The organism is Nocardia sp. NPDC056541 (assembly GCF_042794235.1).
GTDB lineage: Bacteria > Actinomycetota > Actinomycetes > Mycobacteriales > Mycobacteriaceae > Nocardia.
In genome coordinates, this window is record NZ_JBHTUD010000017.1 from 89,859 (window position 1) to 114,225 (window position 24,367).

Consider the following 24,367-nt stretch of genomic DNA (forward strand, 5'->3'; position numbering starts at 1 on the left):
GGATGACCATGACGCACCTGCTCTTTCGTGACATCGACATCGTCGACGGCACCGGCGCCCCACGCACCAGGGGCGATGTGCTGGTCCGCGACGGCCGCATCGCCGACATCGCGCCACCCGGCACCGTCGACTCCGGTGCGAGAGTCGTTCCGGTGCAGCCTGGTTCGGTTCTCGCGCCCGGATTCATCGACATGCACGCGCATTCGGACCTCTACCTGCTCACCCATCCCGATCACTTCCCGAAGATCACCCAGGGCGTCACCACCGAGGTGATCGGCCAGGACGGGCTGTCCTACGCGCCGATCGACGATGCCGCACTCGCGGTGGTACGCAAGCAGATCGCGGGCTGGAACGGTAACCCGGGGGACTTCGACTTCAGCTGGCGCACCGTCGCGCAATACCTGGACCGCCTCGATCAGGGCATCACGCCCAACGCCGCCTACCTCGTCCCCCAGGGCACGCTGCGCATGCTCGTGGTCGGCAGCGAGCAGCGGGTCGCCACTGCCGCCGAGATCGACCGGATGTGCGCGCTGCTGGCCGAGGGGTTCGACCAGGGCGCGGTCGGCATGTCCAGCGGTCTCACCTACACACCCGGAATGTACGCCGACACCGGCGAACTCGCCGCGTTGTGCTCGGTGGTCGCGTCCTACGGCGGCTTCTACGCACCGCATACCCGCTCCTACGGCGCGGGCGCGCTCGAGGCCTACGCGGAGATGATCGGCCTGGCGACAGCGACCGGCTGCGCGCTGCACCTGACCCACGCCACCATGAACTTCGGCGTGAACCGCGGCCGCGCACCGGAATTCCTCGCGATGCTCGCCGCGGCTCGCGCCGACGGCTGCGACATCACCCTCGACACCTACCCCTATCTGCCCGGCTCGACCACCCTGTCCGCACTGCTGCCCAGCTGGGCGATGTCGGGCGGTCCCGACGCCGCACTCGCTCGGCTCGACGATCCGGCCGAGCGCGCCAGGATCACCGAAGATGTCGACGTCAACGGCTCCGACGGCTGCCACGGCGTCACCGTCGAATGGGAGACCATCCAGATCAGCGGGGTCGGCGACGACGCGCTCTCGGACGCGGTGGGCCGCACCATCGCCGAGCTCGCGACCGAGCGCGGCACCGCCCCGGCGGAGGTGTTCTTCGACCTGCTGCGCCGCGACCAGCTCGCCACGACGATCCTGCAGCACGTCGGCCACGAGGAGAACGTGCGCGCCATCATGGTCGACCCCGGCCACATGGGCGGCAGCGACGGCCTGCTCGTCGGCGCGCGACCGCACCCGCGCGCCTGGGGCACCTTCCCGCGCTATCTGTCGCGCTATGTCCGGGAACTGGGTGTGCTCGATCTCGAGGACTGCGTGCATCACCTCACCGGCCGCCCGGCCGCCCGGCTCCGCCTGGCCGAACGCGGCCTCGTCCGGCCCGGTTATGCCGCCGACCTGGTCGTCTTCGATCCGGCGACGATCCACGACACGGCGACATTCGAGCATCCCCAGCAGCAGGCCCGTGGCATCCAGCACGTACTGGTCAACGGTGAATTCGCGCTGGAGAACGGCACCGCGACCGGCGTGCGTGCCGGTCGCTCCCTGCGCCTGGACCCCACGAAGGAGGAAACCCGATGAACCCGTTGCTGAGCTCGTCGTCGGAGGCCATGGACGTGATCCGCGCGGATCGTGCCCTCACCGTGGTCCGCGCCCCCGATATCCCAGACCCGGCCGCGCTGGCCGAAGCGCTCGCCGGCGCCGGTCTTCGCGCGGTCGAACTGACCTTCACCACTCTCGGTGTGCTCGACGCGATCAGCAAGGCGAGCGCGGTCACCGACGCCGTGATCGGGGTCGGCACCGTCACCACCCGTGCGCAGGCCGAAGCGGCCATCGAGGTCGGCGCCCGCTTCCTGGTGACGCCCGCGCTGCGCCCCGAGGTCGCCGAAGTGGCAGCGGCACACACGATTCCGGTGATCATGGGCGCGTTCACGCCGTCGGAGGTGCTCGCCGCGGCGGAGCTGGGGGCGGCGGCGGTGAAGATCTTCCCGGCTCGCGCGCTCGGCCCGCAGTACTTCAAGGATCTGCTCGGGCCGTTCCCGCACATGCTCCTGATCCCCTCCGGCGGTGTCAATTCCCACAACGCCCGCGATTTCCTCCGAGCGGGCGCGATCGCCGTCACCGCGGGCACCGAAGTGGTCGCCCCGGCCGACGTCGAGGCCGCGCGCTGGTCCCACATCGGCTCCAAAGCCGCGCATTTCGTTCATTCGCTGGATTGAGAGGTTTTCCATGGGCGCCACCATCGACTGGTTGCGCACCACCACCCCCGGGTTGCTGGTGCTGTGCGGTCTCGCGATCGCTGTCCTGCTCATCGCCATCATCAAGGTCAAACTGGAGCCGTTCGTCGCGCTGCTGCTGACCGGACTCCTGCTGGCGCTGGCCGCCGGGCTGCCGATCTCCCAGATCGTCGGCACACCGCTGAAAGCCGGTGAGTCACTGCTGGAAACAGGCTTCGGTGGCATCCTCGGTCACATCGCGGTGATCATCGGTCTGGGAACCGTGCTCGGCGCGATCCTCGAAAGATCCGGTGGCGCCGATGTTCTCACCGACAAACTGCTGAAGATGTTCGGCGAGAAGGGCGCTCCGGTCGCGATGGGCCTGCTCGGGCTCATCTTCGGCATCCCGGTGTTCTTCGACATCGGCATCTTCGTGCTCGCGCCACTGGTCTATGTCGCGGCCAAGCGCGGCGGGCGCTCGCTGGTCCTCTACGCCATGCCGATGCTCGCCGGTCTGTCGATGACACACGCCTTCCTGCCGCCGCACCCCGGCCCCGTCGCGCTCGGTGGGCTGCTCGGGGTGAGCCTGGGCTGGCTGATTCTCATGGGCTTCGTCTGTGGCATTCCGGGTTTCATCGCCGCGGGCATCGTGTGGGGCAGCTATATCGGTAAGCGCGTGCAGGTGTCGGTGCCCGAGGAGTTCGTTCCGTTGGAGCCCGAGCCCGAGCCCGAGCCCGAGCAGGCCGACGGTTCGGGTGGGACCGCGGTGCTCACGAAATCGCCGCCCTCGGTCGCGCTGATCGGCGGCATCATCGCGATCCCGCTGGTCTTGATCCTGGGCGCCACATTCGGCTACCAGCTGCTGGACAAGGATTCGACGCTGCTGCAGGTGCTCACCTTCTTCGGCACCCCGGCGGTCGCGCTGCTCATCACCGTGCTCGTCGCGTTCTATCTCCTCGGGATCCGGCGCGGCTCGACGGTGCAGGAACTGAGCACCATCACCGCCGAGTCGCTCAAGCCGGTCGGCATGGTGTTGCTGGTGGTCGGCGCAGGCGCCTTCTTCGGCAAGGTCATCTCGGCCACCGGCATCGGCACGGCCCTGGCCGACACGATGTCGGCGGCGGGACTGCCGATCATCGTGCTCGCCTACCTGATCAGCTGCGGACTGCGCATCGCCCAGGGTTCGGCCACGGTCGCCATCGTCACCACCGGCGGCATCGTCGCGCCGCTGGTGGCCGAGCAGGGCTACTCGCAGATGTCGATCGCGCTGATCGCCATGGCGATCGCGGCGGGCTCGATCATCCTCAGCCACGTCAACGACGGCGGCTTCTGGATCATCGCGAAGTACTTCAACATGACGGTGAAGCAGACCCTGCAGACCTGGACGGTTCTCGAAACCATTCTGTCGGTGGTCAGTTTCGCGGTCGCGGCCCTGTTGTTCTCGATCGTCTGACACCTACCGCGAAGCCGGGCTGTCCCCACGGGGCAGCCCGGCTTCGTGTTGGGCCGAGCACGGATCCGCGACCGGCCCGGACGAAGTCGGGACCTGCCGGGCGCGCAGCCGCTGGTGCCCACGATGCACCGACTCGGCAAGAATGGGCGTCGTCTGCGACTCGCCGAACAGCGCCGAGCGCGCCTGCGTGCGGACGCCGTTCGTGTCGTACTCGAAACGAGGGAGTGTGCGATGTCCACAGCAATCGTCGTCGGTGGCGGAATCGGCGGAACGGCCGCGGCGCTCGCGCTCGTTCGGAAGGGGTGGTCGGTTCAGGTACTGGAACGGGCGCCGGAGATCGCCGACGTGGGATCCGGGATTTCCCTGTGGTCCAATGCCTTACGGGCGCTGGATGCCCTCGGTGTGGGTGACACGGTCCGTGCGCAGGGTCTGGCGGAGGTGTCGGCCGGAATCAGGGACGACCGTGGGCGATGGCTCGCACGCACCGATGTGGCGACCCTGCGCGAGCGATTCGGTGCGCCGGTCGTGATCCACCGCGCCCGGCTGCTGGACATTCTGCGCGCGGCGCTTCCGGAAGGGATGGTGCGCACCGGGATCTCGGTGCGCGAGGCGACGACCGACGGCGCGGTCGTGCACTCCTCGGGCACCTCCTCCGCCGACCTGGTCGTGGGTGCCGACGGCATTCGCAGCGTCGTCCGGCGTGCGGTGTGCGGCGAAGTCGCGCCACGCTACGCCGGCTACACCGCCTGGCGCGCGGTGGTCGACATCGACGAGCCGCTCACCGAATTCGGTGAAACCTGGGGTCGCGGCGCACGGTTCGGCATGGCCCCGCTCGCGGACGGTCGCGTCTACTGCTTCGCCGTCTACGACGCCCCAGAGAACGCCCCCGGCAGCCTCGCCGAAGTGCGCGACCGCTTCGACAACTGGCACCACCCGATCCCGGCCCTCCTCGCCGCCGCGGACCAGAACACGGTGCTGCACAACGACATCTATGACCTACCGGCGCTACCGACCTTCACCGCCGGCCGCATCGCCCTCCTCGGCGACGCCGCCCACGCGATGACGCCGAACCTCGGCCAGGGCGGCTGCCAGGCCCTGGAAGACGCGGTGATCCTGGCCCGCTCGGCGGGCGAGCCGGACGGCCTCGCCCGCTACGACCGAGAGCGCCGCCCCCGAACCCAGATGATCACCGCCCGCTCCGCCCGGATCGGCACCATCGCCCAGCTGTCCGCGCGCCCCCTGGTCACCCTCCGCAACACGGCCCTACGCCTGACCCCCACCTCGACCCAGTTGCGTTCCATGGCAGAGATTCTCGACTGGAAGTCGTGAGGTCACAGCTGCCTCGACCGCAGTGCTCGCGAGTCCTCGTGCCACGCGCACGCCGCCCGATGGTCGTGACTGGGAATGATGCGAACCGCGCTGCGGATCGCGTGCAGCCGGTGGACAGTACGCCAGGTCTCGGTGCGGTCGTTGTCGGCCAGCATGCCGGGATAGCCGGACTTCTGCCGTAGCTCCTCGGTCTGGAGGTTGTGCCAGATCGCGTCCCCCGCGAGCAGGACCGGACCGTGTTCGGTGCGTAAGAGCACACCGACGCTGCCCGGGGTGTGGCCGGACAGGTCGACGAGGACCACCGCGCCGTCCCCGAAGAGATCGCGGCTGCGGGCGAAGGTGAGAACGGGTGGACCGTCCAGATCGTAGACATCGAGAGGTCGTTCGCGAACGGCTCGCCGCACGCCGCCGACCGGCGCCACCGGACCCTCCATCGCCCACGCGTGCTCCGGTCGGTGCAGGCGCAGTGCCAGCCCGGGGAGATCGAGCAGGCCGGCGATATGGTCCCAGTGCAGATGTGTCGGCAGCGCGAAGTCGAGGGCGTTCGCCTCGATTCCACTGCGATGCAGTGACTCGCGGATGTCGAGTACGTCCTTCGGAGGCGTCACCGCGAGCCGCAATATCCGGGGGAGTTCCACCACCGCCCGGTCGTGGACGTCGACGCAGATGCCCGGGTCCACGAGAAAAGTCGCCTTCGGATGCCGGACCACGAAAGCCGTCATCGCGGAATCGATCCGTCGCGGGGCGAACAGGCCTTCGACGATCGCTGCCGTCGGCACACTCTTGGCATTCTGTGCCAGAACTGTCAGCTCGACCGTCATTGTGCCGCGTGGTAGGTCGTGATCGGGCAACGAGGCCAGGAACCTGCGGTCGGGTTGTCGTGGCCGCAGAGCGCCCGTCACCGCCGATCCCACGGATCGGCAACAGCGCCACAAGTCCGGTGTCGCGACCGAGTCGATCAATGGAGTCCGATTGTCGTTGTGTCCCATGCGAAGTACGCTAAAACTTCAGGTCGACCTGAAGTAAAGGGGTGAATATGCCGCATGCCGACGGGCTGCGCCGCATCGGTGACGCCGCCGCCGAATTGGGCGTCGCCGCTCATGTCCTGCGGCACTGGGAGGACGCCGGTGTCCTGGTTCCGCCCCGCGCGCCCGGCGGGCAACGGATCTACAACGGCGCACTGATCGTTCAGGCCCGCCTCGTCCAGCTCTGTCAACGAGCGGGGCTGTCCCTGGCGCAGATCAAAGATCTTTTCGACACGAGGTCGAGGGCCCGGCGGGTAGCGCTCTTCGCCGACAAGCAAGCCGAACTGCGAGCGCACGTCGACGACCTCACCCGAACCATCGACTTCCTCGGTCACGTGCTGCGCTGTACTCACCCGATCGTCGACGAATGCCCTGACTGCGTCGAGTTCAGCCGGCCGGGCACCTCGCAGTCGGTGTAGGTTTCGCGGTGCTCGGGTGCCTAGGTCGCCGTCGGTCGCCGGTAGCGGGCGAGCATGGCTGCGGCGATGGCGGTCATGCTCGCGCGGAGCTCGGGTGGGGTGAGGACTTCGATGTGTGCACCGAGGGGGAGCAGGGCGTGGGCCAGGACTTCGTAGGACTCGGCGGGGATGGTGATGTCGGCCCAGCCGTCCGCGTCGGGGGTGCCCGTCGAGGCGAGGGCTTCGCGGACGGCGGCGGGGTCGTTCATGAGGCGCAGCAGGCTCAGGTGGTCGATGGAGATCCGGCAGTGTGCGCTCACGCGCAGCATGGATCGGGCGAACTCCTCGGCGGCGGACTGCCAGTGCTCGGCCAGGTCGAAAGGCGCTGGGCGGATGAATGATTCGCCGGTGTGGACTGCGGTGGCGATGCGGCTCGCCCGGTACGAGCGGATGTCGGTGTGTTCGCGGGCGATCAGATACCAGGTGCCTGCCTTCATGACCAGGCCGAGTGGGTCGAGGGTCCGTTCCACCGTGCGATCGCGGCGGCGGTAGGTGATCGCGAGGCGGCGGTCGTGCCAGAGGGCGTCGGCCACCGTGGCCAGGGTGGGGGTGTCGTCGGGGCGCTGGAACCAGCCGGGCATGTCGATGTGGACGCGTTCGGCGATGCGGGTCGCCCGGCCGCGGAGTTCCGGTGGCAGGGCGGCGAGCATTTTCAGCTGGGCGGTGGCCAGCACGGTCCCCAGGCCGAGGTCGGCGGCGGCGCCGGGGAGGCCGGCGAGCAGGACGGCGTCGGCTTCGTCGGAGGTGAGGCCGGTGAGCCGGGTGCGGTAGCCGTCGATCAGCCGGACACCGCCGCCGCGCCCCTGCTCGCTGTACACCGGAACGCCTGCCGCCGAGAGTGCTTCCACGTCCCGATACACCGTGCGTACCGACACCTCGAGCTCGCGTGCCAACTCGCTCGCGGTCGCGCCGCCGCCCGCTTGTAACAGCAGCAGCAACTGCACCAACCTGCTCGCTCGCATATTCGGAGACTAGCCGCGAAACCTGACACAAGATGTCAAGGTTGGGTCGTACCGTACGAGATATGACCACGTGGAGCCAGTTCACCGAAGAAGCACCGAGCATCGCGGCCTTGTTCCAGCGCAGACACCAGGCCACCGGCAAACTGTGCATGCTCGGCACCCTGCGCGCCGACGGATCGCCACGCATCAGCCCGATCGAGCCGATGGTCTTCGAGGACATGCTGGTCCTGGCCGGCATGCCCGATACCCGAAAATTCGACGATCTCGCGCGTGACCCACGCTTCTGCCTGCACACCGCCACCGTCGACACCATGGTCTCCGACGGCGACGCGAAACTCTTCGGCACCGTCACCGACCTGAAGGACGAAACCGTCCACGCCCGCTTCGCCCAAAAGCTCTTCGACGACAGCGGTTTCGACATCCGCGGCGAGAAATTCGACCACTTCTACGTCGCCGACCTCACCGGAGCCTCCACCGTCGAAACCAACGACGACCACCTCGACATCACCGTCTGGAAACCGGGCGCGGGCGAAACTGTCGTCCGCAAGCACTGAGTCATCCCTGCGCGCGCGGTGGTGTGACCGATCGCCCGCGCGCGGTTTCGGGGATCGGGCATGCCGCTGTGCCACGATGACCTGCATGGATCTGCTCGCTTCCGAGGGTGTCGGCGATCCCTCGCCGATCGTCTCGCTGTTCTTGATCGCGCTCATCGCGGTGGTCGCACCGCTGCTGTCGCGGCTGGTGCGCGGGTATCTGCCGGATGTGGTGATCCTGCTGGTGGCCGGGGCGGTGGTCGGACCGCACGTGCTCGGGTGGGCGAGCAGCGCGGGCGGGGTCGACCTGGTCAGCGAGTTGGGCCTGGGGATGCTGTTCCTGCTGGCGGGCTACGAGCTCGATCCGCGGTTGCTGCGCGGCCGCTCCGGGCGGACGGCGTGGGTGGTGTGGATCGTGTGTCTGCTGTTCGCGTTCGTGATCGTCATGGTGGCGACGGACACCTCCAACGGCACCCGCGTCGCGGTCGCGATCGCGTTGACCTCCACCGCGCTCGGCACCCTGCTGCCGATTCTGAAGCAGGCGGGAATCCTCGACTCGCGGCTGGGCCGGGCGGTGATGACGCACGGCGCGGTGGGCGAGCTGGGGCCCATCGTGGCGATGTCGGTGCTGCTCACCAGTCGCGATGCGGGCAGCGCGGTGGTGGTCGTCGTGATGTTCGTGGTGGCGGCCGTGGTGGTCGGATTCGTGCCGGTGCGGATGTTCGATCGCATGCCGGATCTGGGCGCCGGGCTGGCCAAGCTGGGCGGTGGCACGTCGCAGCTGCCCGTGCGCGGGGTGGTGCTGCTGCTGTTGGTGCTGATGGTGGTCGCCGAGGTCTTCGATCTGGACGTGGTTCTCGGCGCGTTCGCCGCGGGCATGATTCTGCGGCGGCTCATCGCGGCGGGGCATCCGGATGTGGACTCCTCGCTCGAGGCCATCGGGTACGGATTGCTGATCCCGGTGTTCTTCGTGGTGTCGGGCATGGGCATCGATGTGGCGGCGGTCGGCCGGAATCCGGCACTGTGGTTGTGGTTCGTGGTCACCATCGCGATCGCCCGCGGGTTGCCCGTCTGGCTGAGTGAGCGGTTCGTGCCGCGCGCGGACACCCTGCCGACCGCACGGGAACGCGTCGAATTGGCGCTCTTTGCCGCGACGGGCCTGCCGATCATCGTCGCGGTGACCCAGGTGGCCACCCAAACGGGCTTGCTGACCGCCGAGGTCGCCTCGATCCTGGTCGCGGCGGGCGCGACGACCGTTCTGGTGTTTCCGCTGGTCGCACGCCTGATCGGGGCGTCGGAGGCGAAGTCGGTCACACCCGCTCATGAATGAGCTTGCATAGTCGTGCATAATCATCACATGGTTGATTCGTCGGGAGGACCCGTGTTGCGGGTGGCGGTTGCCGGTGCGAGTGGATACGCCGGTGGCGAAGTGTTGCGTCTACTGCTCGGTCATCCCGAATACCGAGCGGGGCGCCTCGCGATCGGGGCGCTGACCGCCGGTTCCAACGCGGGTACCGCACTGGGCGCGCTGCAGCCGCATCTGCTGCCCCTGGCGGACCGGATTCTCGAGGAGACCACTCCCGAGGTCCTGGCCGGTCACGACATCGTGTTCCTCGGCCTCCCCCACGGTCAGTCCGGCGCCATCGCGGCGGCCCTGCCCGACGAGACCGTCATCATCGACTGCGGCGCCGACTACCGGCTCACCGACGCCGCCGCCTGGGAGAAGTACTACGGCAGCCCCCACGCGGGCAGCTGGCCCTACGGCCTGCCGGAACTGCCCGGCGGCCGGGCGAAGCTCACCGGTGCCCGGCGGATCGCCGTGCCCGGCTGCTACCCGACCGTGTCGAGTGTGGCGCTGGCCCCGGCGATCGCCGCCGGGATCATCGAGCCAGCGGTGAATGTCGTTGCGGTGAGCGGTACTTCGGGTGCCGGTCGCAAACTCGATGTCGGCCTGCTCGGGTCCGAAGTGATGGGCAGTGTCCGGGCCTACGGCATCGCGGGCGCGCACCGGCATACCCCCGAGATCGCGCAGAACCTGAAAGCCGCAGGCGGCGTGGATGTCTCGGTGTCGTTCACGCCGGTGCTGGCCCCGATGCCGCGCGGCATCCTGGCCACCTGCACCGCACCGACGAAGGTCGATGCCGCGCAGGCACGTGCCGTCTACGAAAAAGCTTATGCCGAAGAACCTTTCGTGCACCTGCTGCCCGAAGGCGTACTGCCGCAGACCGGTTCGGTGCTCGGATCCAACGCCATCACCCTGCAGGTCACCGTCGACGTCGACGCGGGTCTGCTCGTGGTGATCGGCGCGATCGACAACTTGACCAAGGGCACCGCGGGCGCCGCGGTGCAATCGATGAATCTGGCCGTCGGATTCGACGAGACCGCAGGACTTTCCACCGTAGGAGTGGCACCGTGACGACCCCTGATCCGCAGACCCCGGACCACGGCAAACTGATCCACACCCAGGGCGTCACCGCGCCACTGGGATTCCGCGCGGCGGGCATCGCGGCCGGTATCAAGGCCAGCGGCAAGCCCGACCTCGCGCTGGTGCTCAACGAGGGCCCCGAATACGCGGCGGCCGGCGTCTTCACCAGCAACCAGGTCAAGGCCGCGCCGGTGCTGTGGTCGCAGCAGGTGCTGAAGACCGGTCATCTGCGCGCGGTGATCCTGAACTCCGGTGGCGCGAACGCCTGCACCGGCCACGGCGGTTTCCAGGACACCCACAAGACCGCCGAGGAACTCGCCGCGGCACTGAGCAATTGGGGCACCGAGACCGGTGCGGGCGAGATCGCGGTCTGCTCCACCGGTCTCATCGGTGACCGCCTGCCGATGGACAAGCTCGTCCCGGCGATCACCGAGATCGTGCACGAGATGGGCGGCGGCATGTCGGGTGGCTCCGACGCCGCCCACGCCATCATGACCACCGACACCGTGCCGAAGGAGTCGGCATTCCACAGCGAGGACAAGTGGAATGTGGGCGGCATGGCCAAGGGTGCGGGCATGCTCGCGCCGTCGCTGGCCACCATGCTCGTCGTGCTCACGACCGACGCTGTGGCCACACCCGAGCAGCTCGATTCCGCCCTGCGTAAGGCCACGAAATACACCTTCGACCGGCTCGACGTCGACGGTTCCTGCTCCACCAACGACACCGTGCTGCTGCTGGCCAACGGCGCCAGCGGCGTCGCGCCCGCGCAGGAGGATCTCGACGCCGCGGTGTTCACGGTGTGTGACGACCTGGCCGCGCAGCTGATGGCCGACGCCGAGGGCGTCACCAAGCGGGTCCAGGTCACCGTCACCGGCGCGGCCTCCGAGGACGAGGCGCTCACCGTCGCCCGCGCGGTCGCCCGCGACAGTCTGGTCAAGACCGCGCTGTTCGGCTCCGACCCGAACTGGGGTCGCGTGCTCGCCGCCGTCGGCATCGCACCGGTGACCCTCGACCCGAACCGGATCGCGGTGTCGTTCAACGGCAATCCGGTCTGCGTCGACAGTGTCGGCGCGCCCGGCGCCCGCGAGGTCGACCTGTCCGGCGAGGACGTCGACGTGCTGATCGAGCTCAATGTGGGGGAGGGCGCCGCGATGGTGCGCACCACCGACCTCTCGCACGCCTACGTCGAAGAGAACTCGGCGTACAGCTCATGAGTAACAGTGTGGTGCACACTCTTTCGGCGCTGGACAAGGCGCACGTGCTCGCCGACGCGCTGCCGTGGCTGCAGAAGTTCCGCGACAAGATCGTGGTCGTGAAGTACGGCGGCAACGCCATGGTCGACGACGAACTCAAGTCGGCCTTCGCCGCCGACATGGCCTTCCTGCGCACCGTCGGCGTGCATCCCGTCGTCGTGCACGGCGGTGGCCCGCAGATCAACGCCATGCTGAAAAGGCTGGGCATGGAAGGCGAATTCCGCGGCGGCTTCCGCGTCACCACCCCCGAGGTGATGGACGTGGTCCGGATGGTGCTGTTCGGTCAGGTGGGCCGTGAGCTCGTCGGGCTCATCAACGCGCACGGCCCGTACGCGGTCGGCATCTCCGGTGAGGACGCGCACCTGTTCACCGCCACCCGGCGCACCGTCGCCGTGGCGGGCGTCGCCACCGACATCGGCCTGGTCGGCGACGTCACCGAGGTCAACCCCGGCGCCGTGCTCGACCTGATCGACGCGGGCCGCATCCCGGTGGTCTCCACCATCGCCCCCGACGCCGACGGCGTGGTGCACAACATCAACGCCGACACCGCCGCCGCCGCGCTGGCCGAGGGCATCGGCGCCGAGAAACTCGTCGTGCTCACCGATGTCGAGGGCCTCTACACCGACTGGCCGGACCGCTCCTCGCTGACCAGCCGGATCGACGCCGACGCGTTGGCGAAGTTGCTGCCGCGCCTGGATGCGGGCATGGTGCCGAAGATGGAAGCGTGTCTGCGCGCCGTGCTCGGCGGGGTCCCCAGTGCCCACGTGATCGACGGGCGCGTCCCGCATTCGGTACTACTGGAGCTGTTCACCGGAGAAGGAATCGGAACCATGGTGACCCCTGCCGGGTCGCCGGATGGAACGCAATCATGAGCGAAACAGAGATGCTGCAGCAGCGGTGGTCGGCCGCGATGATGGACAACTACGGCACCCCGAAGGTCGCGCTGGTGCGCGGCGCCGGTGCGGTGCTCTACGACGCCGATGGCAAGCGCTACATCGACTTCCTCGGTGGCATCGCGGTCAACAGCCTCGGCCACGCCCACCCCGCCATCCTGGAAGCGGTCACCCAGCAACTGGGCACCCTCGGCCACGTGTCGAATCTGTACGCCAGCGAGCCCGTGATCGAGCTGGCCGAGAAGCTCCTGGCCCACTTCGGCGACGGTGAGGGCAAGGCGTTCTTCTGCAACTCCGGCACCGAGGCCAACGAGGCCGCGTTCAAGATCGCGCGGCTCACCGGGCGGTCCAAGATCGTCGCCGCCGAGGAGGCGTTCCACGGACGCACCATGGGCGCGCTCGCCCTGACCGGTCAGCCCGCCAAGCGGACACCGTTCGAGCCGATGCCGCCCGGCGTCGTGCACGTGCCCTACGGTGACGCCGCCGCGCTCGAAGCCGTGGTCGATTCCGACACCGCCGCGGTGTTCCTCGAACCGATGATGGGGGAGAGCGGTGTGGTCGTCCCGCCGTTCGACTATCTCGCCAAGGCGCGGGAGATCACGTCCAGGGCCGGGGCGCTGCTGATCCTCGATGAGGTCCAGACCGGAATCGGGCGCACCGGAACATTTTTCGCGCACCAGGCGGCGGGCATCGTGCCCGACGCGATCACCCTGGCCAAGGGGCTCGGCGGCGGCCTGCCGATCGGCGCGGTGCTGGCCCAGGGCCGCGCCGCCGAACTGCTCACGCCGGGTCTGCACGGCACCACCTTCGGCGGCAATCCCGTCTGTGCCGCAGCGGCTTTGGCCGTGCTGCGCACGATCGACTCCGACAACCTGCTGACCCACGTGGAGTGGGTGGGCAAGAAGCTCAGCGACGGCATCGCGTTGCTCGAGCATCCGGAGATCGACCACGTGCGTGGTGCGGGTCTGCTCATCGGCATCGTGCTGAAGAACGACATCTCCGCCTACGTCGACGAACGGGCGCGCGAGGCCGGCTACCTGCTGAACCCCGCCAAGCCCGACGTGATCCGGTTGGCGCCACCCCTGGTGCTCACCGAAACCCAGGCCGACAATTTCGTCGCCGACCTGCCCGAGATCCTCGACAAGGCCGCCGCCGATGCTAAGGGAGCGACCAAGTGACCCTGCGTCATTTCTTGCGCGACGACGATGTGACGCAGGCCGAACAGGCCGAGATCCTCGCCATCGCCGCCGAATTGAAGAAGGACCCCTTCGCGCACCGGCCGCTAGACGGCCCGCGCGGAGTCGGGGTGATCTTCGAGAAGAACTCCACCCGCACCCGCTTCTCGTTCGAGCTGGGCATCGCTCAGCTCGGCGGGCATGCGGTGGTCGTCGACGGTCGCGACACCCAGCTGGGTCGTGAGGAGACCCTCGGCGACACCGGCAGCGTGCTCTCGCGCTACGTCGACGCCATCGTGTGGCGGACCTTCGAACAGTCCCGTCTCGACGAGATGGCCGTCACCGCGACGGTTCCCGTGGTGAACGCGCTGTCCAACGAGTTCCACCCTTGTCAGGTGCTCGCCGATCTGCAGACGATCAGCGAGCGCAAGGGCTCGCTCGCCGGGCTGAACCTCACCTACTTCGGCGACGGCGCCAACAATATGGCGCACTCGCTGTTGCTCGGTGGCGTGACGGCGGGCATGAACGTGACCGTGGCCGCGCCCGCCGGATTCGAACCGCTGCCGTGGATCCTCGACGCCGCCGCCAAGCGTGCCGCGGAAACCGGTGCGACCGTGTCGGTCACGGGCGACCCGGTGGTCGGTGCCACCGGTGCCGACGTGCTCGTCACCGACACCTGGACCTCCATGGGCCAGGAGAACGACGGTCTCGACCGCGTCGGCCCGTTCCGCCCGTTCCAGCTGAACACCGAGCTGCTCGCCCACGCGACTCCGGAAGTGATTGTGCTGCACTGTCTTCCGGCGCACCGGGGCGAAGAGATCACCGACGAGGTGCTCGACGGTGGGCACAGTGTGGTCTGGGACGAAGCCGAGAATCGCCTGCACGCGCAGAAGGCGCTGCTGGTGTGGCTGCTCGCGAAAGCCGCCGCGTGAGACCGCGAACCGGGGCCGGCGTGGGGGCTGGGCGATGAGCGCGCCCGAAAAGGGCTCGCCCGCGATCGCTCGCACCCGCGCCGGCCGCCAGTCACGCATCATCGAACTGCTGACCTCGCATTCGGTCCGCAGTCAGACCGAACTCGCCGCGCTGCTGTCGGCCGAGGGGATCGAGACCACCCAGGCCACCCTGTCGCGTGACCTCGACGAACTCGGCGCGGTGAAACTGCGCGCGGCCGACGGTGGCGCGGGCGTCTACATCGTTCCCGAGGACGGCAGCCCCGTGCGTGGGGTCACCGGCGGCACCGGCCGCCTGTCCAAACTCCTCGGTGACCTGCTCGTCTCCACCGACGCCAGCGGCAACCTCGCCGTCCTGCGCACCCCGCCCGGCGCCGCCCACTTCCTGGCCAGCGCCCTCGACCGCGCCGCCCTGCCCTACATCGTCGGCACGATCGCCGGCGACGACACCATCGCCGTCATCGCCCGCGAGCCGCTCACCGGCGCCGAACTGGCGGCGAAAATCGAAGACCTGGCCTGAGCGCCGCTAGCGCTGGGCGCGAAGGCCGGCCAGCGCCACGTCGATGAGCAGTGGGGCGGACTCCGGGGCGGCCTGGCAGCCCGCGCCGATGCCGTGGCCGAGGCGCAGGATGTCGCGGGGGCTCACCTCGGGGCGGATCTCGCCTGCCTCCTGTACCGGGATCAGAACGCTGCCCGCGGCCTCGGCCAGCAGGGCGGAGCAGGCGGCGAAAGTGTCCGAGGTCCGGTCGATGGCGGCTTTGAGAGTGGTTGCCAGGCCGTGCTTTTCAAGAATGTAGGTGACCAGCTCGCCGAACCAGGCGTCGAACGCGTCGAGGGGGGCGTGCGTTCGGCGTAGTTCGTCTGCCCGCGCGGCGAGTGTCTCGATATTGGCGCGATACACCGCTTCCATCAGCGTGGTGCGATTCGGGAAGTGGCGATACAGCGTTCCGGGACCGACCCCCGCGCGTCGCGCGATGTCGTCCAGCGGTGCGTCGGTGCCGTGCTCGGCGAACGCGTCGCGGGCGCAGTCGACGATGCGCTCGTAATTGCGGCGTGCGTCGGCGCGCATCGGCCGCGACGGTGCGTCCACAAGATCCTCCACTGGAAACGGATGAAGTCTCCGTTTAGTCTTGCGGAACCGGAGACTTTCTCCCTATGCTAGCTCTGTCATAAACGGAGACTCTCTCCGTTTGAGTTCCTTTCTGATGGAGCGTTCTTGACTACCACCACTTTCTTGGAAAAACCCCAGGTGGACCGGGTTCGGCCACGGCTCGTCCTGGTCACTTTGCTGACCTGTCAGCTCATGATCATCCTCGACATCACCGTGATGAATGTGGCGCTGCCGCACATCAGGGCCGATCTCGAGTTCAGTGCAACCGGCCTGTCCTGGGTGATGAACTCCTACACGCTGGTCTTCGGTGGCCTGCTGCTGCTCGGCGGTCGAGCCGGCGACCTGTTCGGCAGGCGCCGGATGTTCATCGCGGGCGCGCTGCTGTTCACCCTCGCCTCGCTGGCCGGCGGGCTGGCGCCTTCGGCTGGATGGTTGCTCGCGGCCCGCGTGCTCCAGGGCATCGGCGGGGCAATGGCCGGTCCCAATACCCTTGCGCTGCTGACTACTACGTTCACCGAGCCCAAGGTGCGGATTCGAGTGCTCGCTCTGTTCTCCGGCATGTCGAGCGCCGGTTTCGCGATCGGCTTGATCGTCGGCGGGTTGCTCACGGAATGGTTCGGCTGGCGCTCGGTGCTGTTCATCAATGTGCCGTTCGGCCTGGTCATCGCGGTACTCGCACTGCGGTACCTGCCTGATTTGCCGCGTCGCGCCGCTCGGCTCGACCTGCCGGGCGCGGTGACGGCGACCGCGGGCGTGGCCGCCCTGGTCTACGGTTTCATCAGTGCCGCCTCGCACGGTTGGGGCGCGGCGGGCACCGATATCTGGCTCGCGATCGGGGCGGCCTTGCTGGCCGCCTTCATAGCGATCGAACTGCGTGCGCCACAACCACTTCTGCCCCTGCACCTGTTCGCCGATCGCAACCGCGCCGCCGGCTATCTGAACATGTTCCTCGGGCCGATGGCAGGCATGTCGATGTTCTTCTTCCTCACCCAGTATCTGCAAGATGTGCTGGGGATGAGTTCGCTGGCAACAGGTTTCGCGTTCCTGCCGACGGCGGTGCTGATGTTCGCGATGATCCGACTGATCCCGCGGCTGCTGGCGCGTTTCGGCCCCAAGCCGGTGACGTTGACCGGCGCCGTCGCCATGGTCACCGGACTCGTGCTACTGACCAGGCTTTCGGAGGACTCCGGCTACTTCCCCCTGCTGTTCGTGGCGATGGTCGCGATGGGCTGCGGTATCGGGCTGGCGTTCTCGCCGCTGAACGTGATCATCATGTCCACGGTCTCGCCCGACGAGGCGGGTGCGGCGGGCGGCGCCCTGCAGACCATGCAGCAGACCGGCGGCGCGCTGGGCTTGGCGATCCTGGTGACGATCTTCGGCACCGCCGCGCGCGACGCGGGCGGTTCACCGACCCACGCCCTGGTCGGCGGCATGACCGCCGCCTTCGCGGCAGCCGCCGTCATCGCCGCCCTGACCTTCCTGGTCGCGCTCACCTTCCGCAGCGTCCGCTCGCCGCGGTGAGCGCACGCGACCTGCGCCGAGGTGCCAGAGCGCGGCGTAGACGGCCCAGGCGACAACCGTCGCCCGAGCCGCACCGACGATCGTGTGTCGGATCAGGTCGTAGGTACTGACCCGGATGACCGGGTCGTCGACGGCGAGTGCCACACCGATGACCGGCGCGGCGAGCAGCACGGCGACGACGGCCCGGTGCGTCCACGTGGGTGGGCGAACCTTGCGCCGGGTGCGGCGCACCACGAGGTAGGTGAGGACCGCCGTTCCGGCGAGAGAGGAGAGATAGCCGAGGACGTTGTAGGTCTTGTGCGGCTCGATGACCGACGTCCGCAACAGAGCCGAGTGCTGGACCACGAAACCTGTTGTCTGAGTGAAAGAATCCCAGACCACGTGTGTCGCGGCACCGAGTACCAGGGCGGTGACCGTCGAAACCGCCGCGAGCCCCGCTGATCTGGGATCGGGGGACGAGGCGGGCGCCAGGCCGAGAAGCGCCGAGGCCGGGCCGGCGGAAAGCCGGAAAGCGACGAGTAGCACCAGGCCGATCAGCAGGTCCCAGCACAGAACGCCGACAACCGAGTGGGTTGTGGTGCCGGACAGGGGACCGGGCAGGTAGTAGACGACGTCGGGGGCGATGGATCCCGCGACGAGTGCGGGAAGGGGGAGATATCGAGCGAAGGGCAGCACCGCGACGGGATGGGCGAACGTGATCGGCACGCAATCACCGTAATCGGCGGTGGTGCTGGGCTACTCGGGCTGCGGAGTCGTTCGGTTCCGCGACAGGCGTTGCCATGTCCAGTCGACGTGGACATCGAGTGGAGAGTCGGGTGTGACCATCCGGGGTGCGGTGTTCAGGCCGTTGGGTGGGCCGGACTGGGCCTCCACCGACAGGGATTGCTCCGGCAGGGTCCAGACGACTACGTCGTGGACGGGGCTGGTGATGGTGAATGCCAGGAATCCGGGCCAGGTGAGGCGGGCGAGAACGCCGTCGGGCATGCCGAAGCAGTCGTCCCACGGTGGCGGCGTCGGCGCGATCTCGCGGCCGGTGGGCAGGTAGTCGTCGCCGCGTTCGTACTGCCATGCCGGGTCGAAATCGAGCCGCACCGGCCCGGTCGCGGGCGGGACTTCGCGCAGGAACCACGGATGCCAGCCGCCCTGGGCGGGGAAGGCGTCGTGGTCGGTGGCGATGCGCATCGCCAGGGTGAGGCCGGTGTCGGTGAGGGTGAACGTCTGGGTGACCGTGCCCGCGAACGGCCACGGATCACCGAGGCGATGGCTGATGGTCGCCTCGGTCGGCGAAGCCGCGACCACCTCCCACACTCCGTCGCGGGCGGTGCCGTGAATGCTGTGCGGCGGGTTGTTGATCGGCATCTGATACGTGTGGTCGCCGACGGTCAGTTCGCCGTCGCCGAGCCGACCTGCCCACGGCGCCATGACGAAACAGCCGGTGCCCGGATCCTGCCGGAGCAGTTCGGTGCCGTCGACGGTCAGGCTGTGGATCGCGCCGCCGTCGCCGGGGGCGATCGTGAGACCCGCGGAGCCGACATCGAGCCGCACATCGTCGGTCATGATTCGCACACTAGCCGCGTGACTGTGCCTTCAGCGGTAACTCACGCCGAAAGCTGGGATGTGGTCTTCAGTTGAACGGGTACTGCCCGCCGCCCGCGCCGCCACCGCGATTATTCGGCGTGGCGATGTCGATGATGTTCTGGACCAGCTCGACGACTGCTCTACCGACATCGAGAACACCGTTGCCGAGGGTCGAGAATTCCTGCGCGATGTAGTGGAGCATCTTGTTCGTCCTCACGTGTGGCGAGCCGAATAGTGCTCTCCCAGAGTGCCACAGGTGAGGAGTCAGGAGTTGAGGAAGTTTAGGATCAGCAGGGTCAGTGGGGCGGTGATCTCGAAGACGGCACGGCCGACATAGAGGCCGAGGGCGGCGCCTGCCTCGTAATTGTCGGAGAGGAACTGCAGGACTTCATCCATGATGTGCTCCCTGGATTCGAGGTCGGTGAGTCAGGCGAAGAATCCCTGGAGCAGGGGAGTGCCGAGGTCGATGACAGCCTTGGCCACCGTCAGGCTGAGGTTCCCGAGTCCGATGACAACCGTTCCGATCAGGTCGTAGTTGGCCTCGGCGAAATCACGTAGCGACTGCATGATGGCTCTCCTTCGGTCCCGACCTGATGGCTATCTGCTGTGACCAGCGTCTCATAGCTGAGAGTACTCGCCAAGGGCTGCGCTGGTGTCGTCGCAGGTGATCGGCTATTTCGCCGGCGTACGTCCGAGGCCGTACCCCCCGGTTATGAATGAGATTGCATCATCATGCATAATCATTTGTAGCAACGGCGTGAGCCGACCGGCGGCCGGAGCATCCATACTGCTCAGGGCAGCCCTTTTTACGTACCAGACTTCGAGGAGCACAACAGACATGTCCGATCGCGTCGTACTCGCCTACTCCGGTGGGCTTGACACCTCCGTCGCCATCAGCTGGATCGCGAAGGAGACCGGTTCCGAGGTGGTGGCCGTGGCCATCGACCTGGGCCAGGGCGGCGAGGACATGAGCGCGATCCGACAGCGCGCACTCGACTGCGGCGCCGTGGAGGCCATCGTGGTCGACGCGCGCGACGAGTTCGCCGACGAGTACTGCCTGCCCACCATCCAGGCCAACGCCATGTACATGGGCCAGTACCCGCTCGTCTCGGCCATCAGCCGCCCGCTGATCGTCAAGCACCTGGTCGAGGCCGCGAAGTTCCACAACGCCACCACCGTCTCGCACGGCTGCACCGGCAAGGGCAACGACCAGGTCCGCTTCGAGGTCGGCATCGGCGCGCTCGCGCCCGACCTCGAGGTCATCGCCCCGGTCCGCGACTACGCCTGGACCCGGGAGAAGGCCATCGCCTTCGCCGAGCAGAACAGCCTGCCGATCAACGTCACCAAGAAGTCGCCGTTCTCCATCGACCAGAACGTGTGGGGCCGCGCGGTCGAGACCGGGTTCCTCGAGGACCTGTGGAACGCGCCCACCAAGGACGTCTACGACTACACCGCCGACCCGACGGTGAACTTCGAGGCGCCGGACGAGGTCATCATCACCTTCGAGAAGGGTGTGCCGGTCGCCATCGACGGCCGTCCCGTCTCGGTGCTGCAGGCCATCGAGGAGATGAACACCCGCGCCGGTCGTCAGGGCGTGGGCCGTCTCGACATGGTCGAGGACCGCCTCGTCGGCATCAAGAGCCGCGAGATCTACGAGGCGCCGGGCGCCATCGCGCTGATCACCGCGCACCAGGCGCTCGAAGCCGTCACCGTCGAGCGCGAGCTGGCCCGCTACAAGCGGCAGGTCGAGCAGCGCTGGGGCGAGCTGGCCTACGACGGCCTGTGGTTCTCTCCGCTCAAGCGTGCACTCGACGCCTTCATCTCCGACACCCAGCAGACCGTCACCGGCGAGATCCGGATGGTGCTGCACGGCGGGTCCGCGGTGGTCAACGGCCGTCGCTCCGAGCAGTCGCTCTACGACTTCAACCTGGCCACCTACGACGAGGGCGACACCTTCGACCAGTCGCTGGCCAAGGGCTTCGTGCAGATCCACGGCCTGTCCTCCAAGGTCGCCGCCCGCCGCGACCTGAACCAGAAGTAAGCACGCCCGCCGCCTTCCCGCCTCCCCGCGACTTCTGCCGGTCGTAGGGGGGCGGTTGGCGTCGGTTCCGGGCTCGCCTGAGGTGTACACCTGTTCTGGGCGTGCCCGATGAGTTACCCATGTTCTCGCTAGATCAGTCGGCAACCGTAGGCTCGATTCGGTTGCCCTTCGTGCGCTGGCAGCCGATGTGCGACTGTGAGCGCGACCGCCTATACCCAGGAGAGGGCACACGATGACCCATAGTGGAACCAACGAAGGTGCGCTCTGGGGTGGGCGATTCGCTTCCGGGCCGGCCGAGGCGATGGCGGCGCTGAGCAAGTCGACCCACTTCGACTGGGTGCTGGCTCCGTATGACATCCGCGCGTCCAAGGCGCATGCTCGCGTGCTGCACAAGGCCGGGCTGCTCGCCGACGAGGATCTGCCCGCCATGCTGGCCGGTCTCGACGCGCTCGCGGCCGATGTCGCCTCCGGTGCCTACGGCCCCGCCGACTCCGACGAGGATGTGCACGGTGCGCTCGAGCGTGGGCTGATCGAGCGGGTCGGGACCGAGCTCGGTGGTCGGCTGCGGGCCGGTCGTTCGCGCAACGACCAGGTGGCGACCCTGTTCCGGATGTGGCTGCGCGACGGTGTGCGTCGCGTCGCCGCCGGTGTGCTCGACGTGGTCGACGCGCTGGTCGCGCAGGCCGCCGCGCATCCCGACGCCGTGATGCCGGGCAAGACCCACCTCCAGGCTGCCCAGCCGGTACTGCTCTCGCATCACCTGCTCGCCCACGCGCATCCGCTGCTGCGCGATCTGGAACGCCTGCGCGACTTCGACAAGCGCGCCGCCATCTCCCCGTACGGTTCGGGCGCGCTGGCCGGTTCCTCGCTGGGCCTCGATCCCGAGCAGATCGCCGCCGAACTGGATTTCACCGCCTCCGCCGCCAATTCGATCGACGCCACCTCCTCGCGTGACTTCGCCGCCGAGGCCGCCTTCGTGCTGGCCATGATCGGCGTCGATCTGAGCCGGATGGCCGAAGAGGTCATCATCTGGAGCACACCGGAATTCGGCTACGTGACCTTGGCCGACGCCTGGTCCACCGGTTCGTCGATCATGCCGCAGAAGAAGAACCCCGATGTCTCCGAGCTCACCCGTGGCAAGGCGGGCCGCCTGATCGGCAACCTGACCGGCCTGCTCGCCACGCTGAAAGCCCAACCGCTGGCGTACAACCGGGACCTGCAGGAAGACAAAGAGCCGGTCTTCGACTCGGTCGCCCAGCTCGAACTGCTCCTGCCCGCCATCGCGGGCCTGGTCGCCACCCTGACCTTTCACACCGACCGGATGGCCGAACTCGCACCCGCCGGGTTCACCCTCGCCACCGATATCGCGGAATGGATGGTGCGCCGAGGTGTTCCGTTCCGCGTCGCCCACGAGGCGGCCGGTGCGTGCGTGCGCGTCGCCGAGGCGCGCGGTGTCGGTCTCGACGAGCTGACCGACGAGGAGTTCGCCGCCGTCGACCCCGCGCTCACCGCCGGTGTGCGCGAGGTGCTCACGGTGCAGGGTTCGATCGCCTCGCGTAACGCGCGGGGTGGCACCGCCGGTGTGCGTGTGGCCGAACAGCTCGACGAGGTCCGCAAGACCGCGGACGACGCTCGCGCCTGGCTGAGCTGAGGCGGGGAGGTGGTGACTTCACCCACCACCTGCTTGCCAAGAGATTGCCGGTGTGACAACTTGGCAGTGAGCCCGAACGGGGCTCCCGGACGAGGGTAGCCGTACCCGGAACGCGACAAGACGGCCACAGGAGGCTCGTCATGTCGTGGATTCTGCTCGTCATCTCCGGTGTGCTGGAAGCAGTGTGGGCCACCGCGCTGGGCCGGACCGAAGGGTTCACCCGGCTCGTCCCGACCGTGGTTTTCGGCGTAGCCCTGGCAGCCAGCATGACCGGGCTGGCGCTGGCCATGCGCGATCTCCCCGTCGGCACCGCGTACGCGGTCTGGGTGGGCATCGGCGCCGTCCTGACCGTCGTCTATGCCATGGTCACCGGCGCGGAAGCTTTCTCGGTCGTGAAGGCCGTGTTCCTGGTGATGATCGTCGCCGGTGTGGTCGGGCTGAAAATGGCGCACTGACGCGGTGATCCCCGGGCGCGTGGTGCGGGAACCCGGTGCGCGCACGGGGTTCTAGAGCTCGGCGTGTACGCGGAAACCCGAGTCACGCAGTGCGTCCAGAACGTCGTCGCGGTGCGCGGAGCCGCGGGTTTCCACGGTGAGCGACACCTCGACCTCGTCGACGGCCAGCCACGGCCCCGTTCGCGAGTGCACGACATCCACCACGCTCGCGCCGGCGCGCCCGACCACGGCGAGCAGCGCGGACAGGGCGCCTGGCCGGTCGTCGATCGTCACGTGCATGGCCAGGTAGCGGCCCGCGGCGCTGAGACCGTGGCCGATCACGCGCGTGAGTAACAGCGGGTCGATATTCCCGCCCGACAAGATGGTCACCACCGGGCCGGGCAGATCTTCGAGAGCGGAGGTGAGCAAGGCGGCCACGCCCGCCGCACCCGCGGGTTCGACGACGAGTTTGGCCCGTTCCAGGCAGAGCAACAGGGCCCTGGACAGGGCGTCCTCGTCGACGGTGACGATCTCGGACACCAGTTCGGCGACATGGGCGAAGGGCACCGCGCCAGGTAGTCCGACCGCGATACCGTCGGCCATCGTCGACATCCGTGGCACCCGGACCGGCCTGCCCGCCGCCAGCGAATCCGGCCACGCCGCCGCCTCGGCCGCCTGCACGCCGATCACCCGGACATTCGGCGCCAGCGCGTGCAACGCCACCGCGACACCCGCGAGCAACCCGCCACCACCGGTGGGCACGACGACCGTGCCCGCCTCGGGAACCTGTTCGAGGATTTCCAGCGCGACCGTCGCCTGACCGGCGACGATGTCGGGATGGTCGAAAGGATGGATCAGGGTCGCGCCGGTCCGATCGGCGAATTCCTGTGCGGCATCCAAGGATTCGTCGATCGTGTCGCCCACCAGATGCACGTCGGCACCGTAGGCGCGCGTCGCGACGAGCTTCGGCAGCGAGGCCCCGACCGGCATGAACACCGTCGAGGCGATCCCGAGCTCGCTCGCCGCCCACGCCACCCCCTGCGCATGGTTGCCGGCGCTGGCTGCCACCACGCCCCGCGCGCGATCCGCCGCCGGGAGATGGGCGATCCGGTTGTAGGCCCCGCGCGGTTTGAACGACCCGGTCCGCTGCAGGTTCTCGCATTTGAGCAGCACCTGCGTACCCGCCCGCTCCGACAACACCCGCGACCCCACGATCGGTGTCCGTCGAATCACCGGCGCCAGCAATCGCGCGGCTTCCTCGATCCGCTCCAGTCCCACGGTCTCCATCGGCCACATGGTGCCAGGTTCGGCATCGCCA

The 24,367-nt window shown here is 68.3% G+C and carries 26 protein-coding genes and 1 riboswitch; of the genes, 17 read left to right on the top strand and 9 right to left on the bottom strand.

Annotated features, from left to right (window positions below; all coding sequences use genetic code 11):
* Positions 1 to 8 precede the first annotated feature (8 nt).
* The 4 genes from ACFQ9R_RS26965 (at position 9) to ACFQ9R_RS26980 (ending at position 5,039) form a co-directional block, all read left to right on the top strand.
* On the top strand, positions 9 to 1,622 hold the full coding sequence (locus ACFQ9R_RS26965) for an amidohydrolase family protein (RefSeq protein WP_378994298.1): 1,614 nt from the start codon (positions 9 to 11) through the stop codon (positions 1,620 to 1,622).
* Positions 1,619 to 2,260 carry a bifunctional 4-hydroxy-2-oxoglutarate aldolase/2-dehydro-3-deoxy-phosphogluconate aldolase gene (locus ACFQ9R_RS26970; RefSeq protein WP_378994197.1) on the top strand — a complete coding sequence of 214 codons (642 nt, stop codon included), beginning with the start codon at positions 1,619 to 1,621 and terminating at the stop codon, positions 2,258 to 2,260. The genes ACFQ9R_RS26965 and ACFQ9R_RS26970 overlap by 4 nt, the downstream gene beginning before the upstream one ends.
* A 10-nt stretch (positions 2,261 to 2,270) precedes the next feature.
* Positions 2,271 to 3,710 carry a GntP family permease gene (locus ACFQ9R_RS26975; RefSeq protein WP_378994199.1) on the top strand — a complete coding sequence of 480 codons (1,440 nt, stop codon included), beginning with the start codon at positions 2,271 to 2,273 and terminating at the stop codon, positions 3,708 to 3,710.
* A 231-nt stretch (positions 3,711 to 3,941) separates the two neighbouring features.
* Positions 3,942 to 5,039, top strand: coding sequence for an FAD-dependent monooxygenase (locus ACFQ9R_RS26980; RefSeq protein ID WP_378994201.1), 1,098 nt, complete (start codon positions 3,942 to 3,944; stop codon positions 5,037 to 5,039).
* Between the two features lie 2 nt (positions 5,040 to 5,041).
* Here the strand turns inward: ACFQ9R_RS26980 and ACFQ9R_RS26985 are convergent, their stop codons facing one another.
* Positions 5,042 to 5,860 carry an MBL fold metallo-hydrolase gene (locus tag ACFQ9R_RS26985; protein ID WP_378994203.1) on the bottom strand — a complete coding sequence of 273 codons (819 nt, stop codon included), beginning with the start codon at positions 5,858 to 5,860 and terminating at the stop codon, positions 5,042 to 5,044.
* A gap of 215 nt (positions 5,861 to 6,075) precedes the next feature.
* On the opposite strand from ACFQ9R_RS26985, the gene ACFQ9R_RS26990 reads away from it, so the two are divergent.
* Positions 6,076 to 6,483, top strand: a complete 408-nt coding sequence (locus ACFQ9R_RS26990) for a MerR family transcriptional regulator (protein ID WP_378994205.1) — start codon at positions 6,076 to 6,078, stop codon at positions 6,481 to 6,483.
* Between the two features lie 20 nt (positions 6,484 to 6,503).
* On the opposite strand, the gene ACFQ9R_RS26995 is transcribed toward ACFQ9R_RS26990, so the two are convergent.
* A complete protein-coding gene (locus ACFQ9R_RS26995; RefSeq protein ID WP_378994207.1) occupies positions 6,504 to 7,484 on the bottom strand; it encodes a helix-turn-helix transcriptional regulator in 981 nt (326 codons plus the stop codon).
* 62 nt (positions 7,485 to 7,546) lie between these two features.
* Here ACFQ9R_RS26995 and ACFQ9R_RS27000 point away from each other — a divergent pair, with 62 nt between their 5' ends.
* From ACFQ9R_RS27000 to ACFQ9R_RS27035, 8 genes are all read left to right on the top strand, one after another.
* Positions 7,547 to 8,038 (top strand): pyridoxamine 5'-phosphate oxidase family protein, encoded by a 492-nt coding sequence (locus ACFQ9R_RS27000; protein WP_378994209.1) that lies wholly within the window; start codon positions 7,547 to 7,549, stop codon positions 8,036 to 8,038.
* Between the two features lie 85 nt (positions 8,039 to 8,123).
* On the top strand, positions 8,124 to 9,347 hold the full coding sequence (locus tag ACFQ9R_RS27005) for a cation:proton antiporter (RefSeq protein ID WP_378994211.1): 1,224 nt from the start codon (positions 8,124 to 8,126) through the stop codon (positions 9,345 to 9,347).
* A 27-nt stretch (positions 9,348 to 9,374) separates the two neighbouring features.
* Positions 9,375 to 10,433 (top strand): N-acetyl-gamma-glutamyl-phosphate reductase, encoded by a 1,059-nt coding sequence (gene argC, locus ACFQ9R_RS27010; protein ID WP_378994213.1) that lies wholly within the window; start codon positions 9,375 to 9,377, stop codon positions 10,431 to 10,433.
* Positions 10,430 to 11,656 carry a bifunctional glutamate N-acetyltransferase/amino-acid acetyltransferase ArgJ gene (gene argJ, locus ACFQ9R_RS27015; RefSeq protein ID WP_378994215.1) on the top strand — a complete coding sequence of 409 codons (1,227 nt, stop codon included), beginning with the start codon at positions 10,430 to 10,432 and terminating at the stop codon, positions 11,654 to 11,656. The genes argC and argJ overlap by 4 nt, the downstream gene beginning before the upstream one ends.
* Complete coding sequence (gene argB / locus ACFQ9R_RS27020; RefSeq protein ID WP_378994217.1) at positions 11,653 to 12,567, top strand: acetylglutamate kinase; 915 nt, start codon at positions 11,653 to 11,655, stop codon at positions 12,565 to 12,567. Before argJ ends, argB begins: the two co-directional genes overlap by 4 nt.
* Positions 12,564 to 13,766: an acetylornithine transaminase gene (locus tag ACFQ9R_RS27025; protein WP_378994219.1), complete on the top strand. Its 1,203-nt coding sequence runs from the start codon at positions 12,564 to 12,566 to the stop codon at positions 13,764 to 13,766. The genes argB and ACFQ9R_RS27025 overlap by 4 nt, the downstream gene beginning before the upstream one ends.
* A complete protein-coding gene (argF, locus tag ACFQ9R_RS27030; RefSeq protein ID WP_378994221.1) occupies positions 13,763 to 14,695 on the top strand; it encodes an ornithine carbamoyltransferase in 933 nt (310 codons plus the stop codon). The genes ACFQ9R_RS27025 and argF overlap by 4 nt, the downstream gene beginning before the upstream one ends.
* Before the next feature lie 34 nt (positions 14,696 to 14,729).
* Positions 14,730 to 15,233: an arginine repressor gene (locus ACFQ9R_RS27035; RefSeq protein ID WP_056824335.1), complete on the top strand. Its 504-nt coding sequence runs from the start codon at positions 14,730 to 14,732 to the stop codon at positions 15,231 to 15,233.
* A gap of 6 nt (positions 15,234 to 15,239) precedes the next feature.
* Here the strand turns inward: ACFQ9R_RS27035 and ACFQ9R_RS27040 are convergent, their stop codons facing one another.
* Complete coding sequence (locus tag ACFQ9R_RS27040) at positions 15,240 to 15,803, bottom strand: TetR/AcrR family transcriptional regulator (protein ID WP_378994223.1); 564 nt, start codon at positions 15,801 to 15,803, stop codon at positions 15,240 to 15,242.
* A gap of 126 nt (positions 15,804 to 15,929) precedes the next feature.
* Here ACFQ9R_RS27040 and ACFQ9R_RS27045 point away from each other — a divergent pair, with 126 nt between their 5' ends.
* Positions 15,930 to 17,345 carry an MFS transporter gene (locus ACFQ9R_RS27045; RefSeq protein WP_378994225.1) on the top strand — a complete coding sequence of 472 codons (1,416 nt, stop codon included), beginning with the start codon at positions 15,930 to 15,932 and terminating at the stop codon, positions 17,343 to 17,345.
* On the opposite strand, the gene ACFQ9R_RS27050 is transcribed toward ACFQ9R_RS27045, so the two are convergent.
* The 5 genes from ACFQ9R_RS27050 to ACFQ9R_RS27070 form a co-directional block, all read right to left on the bottom strand.
* The gene (locus ACFQ9R_RS27050; protein ID WP_378994227.1) at positions 17,229 to 18,050 is read right to left on the bottom strand and encodes a DUF4184 family protein; all 822 of its coding nucleotides are present in this window, start codon (positions 18,048 to 18,050) and stop codon (positions 17,229 to 17,231) included. The two genes, ACFQ9R_RS27045 and ACFQ9R_RS27050, sit on opposite strands and share 117 nt — an antisense overlap.
* A gap of 30 nt (positions 18,051 to 18,080) precedes the next feature.
* Positions 18,081 to 18,902, bottom strand: coding sequence for an aldose 1-epimerase (locus ACFQ9R_RS27055; RefSeq protein WP_378994229.1), 822 nt, complete (start codon positions 18,900 to 18,902; stop codon positions 18,081 to 18,083).
* A 67-nt stretch (positions 18,903 to 18,969) separates the two neighbouring features.
* Positions 18,970 to 19,125 carry a hypothetical protein gene (locus tag ACFQ9R_RS27060; protein ID WP_378994231.1) on the bottom strand — a complete coding sequence of 52 codons (156 nt, stop codon included), beginning with the start codon at positions 19,123 to 19,125 and terminating at the stop codon, positions 18,970 to 18,972.
* A gap of 62 nt (positions 19,126 to 19,187) precedes the next feature.
* A complete protein-coding gene (locus ACFQ9R_RS27065; RefSeq protein ID WP_255284563.1) occupies positions 19,188 to 19,319 on the bottom strand; it encodes a hypothetical protein in 132 nt (43 codons plus the stop codon).
* Between the two features lie 30 nt (positions 19,320 to 19,349).
* Complete coding sequence (locus ACFQ9R_RS27070; protein WP_266287497.1) at positions 19,350 to 19,490, bottom strand: hypothetical protein; 141 nt, start codon at positions 19,488 to 19,490, stop codon at positions 19,350 to 19,352.
* 271 nt (positions 19,491 to 19,761) lie between these two features.
* Here ACFQ9R_RS27070 and ACFQ9R_RS27075 point away from each other — a divergent pair, with 271 nt between their 5' ends.
* The 3 genes from ACFQ9R_RS27075 (at position 19,762) to ACFQ9R_RS27085 (ending at position 23,070) form a co-directional block, all read left to right on the top strand.
* Positions 19,762 to 20,964 carry an argininosuccinate synthase gene (locus ACFQ9R_RS27075; RefSeq protein WP_378994234.1) on the top strand — a complete coding sequence of 401 codons (1,203 nt, stop codon included), beginning with the start codon at positions 19,762 to 19,764 and terminating at the stop codon, positions 20,962 to 20,964.
* Between the two features lie 232 nt (positions 20,965 to 21,196).
* Positions 21,197 to 22,615 (top strand): argininosuccinate lyase, encoded by a 1,419-nt coding sequence (gene argH, locus ACFQ9R_RS27080; RefSeq protein ID WP_378636916.1) that lies wholly within the window; start codon positions 21,197 to 21,199, stop codon positions 22,613 to 22,615.
* A gap of 65 nt (positions 22,616 to 22,680) precedes the next feature.
* Positions 22,681 to 22,745: riboswitch (guanidine-III (ykkC-III) riboswitch) on the top strand.
* Between the two features lie 10 nt (positions 22,746 to 22,755).
* Positions 22,756 to 23,070 (top strand): multidrug efflux SMR transporter, encoded by a 315-nt coding sequence (locus ACFQ9R_RS27085; protein WP_358114922.1) that lies wholly within the window; start codon positions 22,756 to 22,758, stop codon positions 23,068 to 23,070.
* Between the two features lie 51 nt (positions 23,071 to 23,121).
* On the opposite strand, the gene ilvA is transcribed toward ACFQ9R_RS27085, so the two are convergent.
* A complete protein-coding gene (ilvA, locus tag ACFQ9R_RS27090; protein WP_378994236.1) occupies positions 23,122 to 24,345 on the bottom strand; it encodes a threonine ammonia-lyase in 1,224 nt (407 codons plus the stop codon).
* Between the last annotated feature and the right edge of the window lie 22 nt (positions 24,346 to 24,367).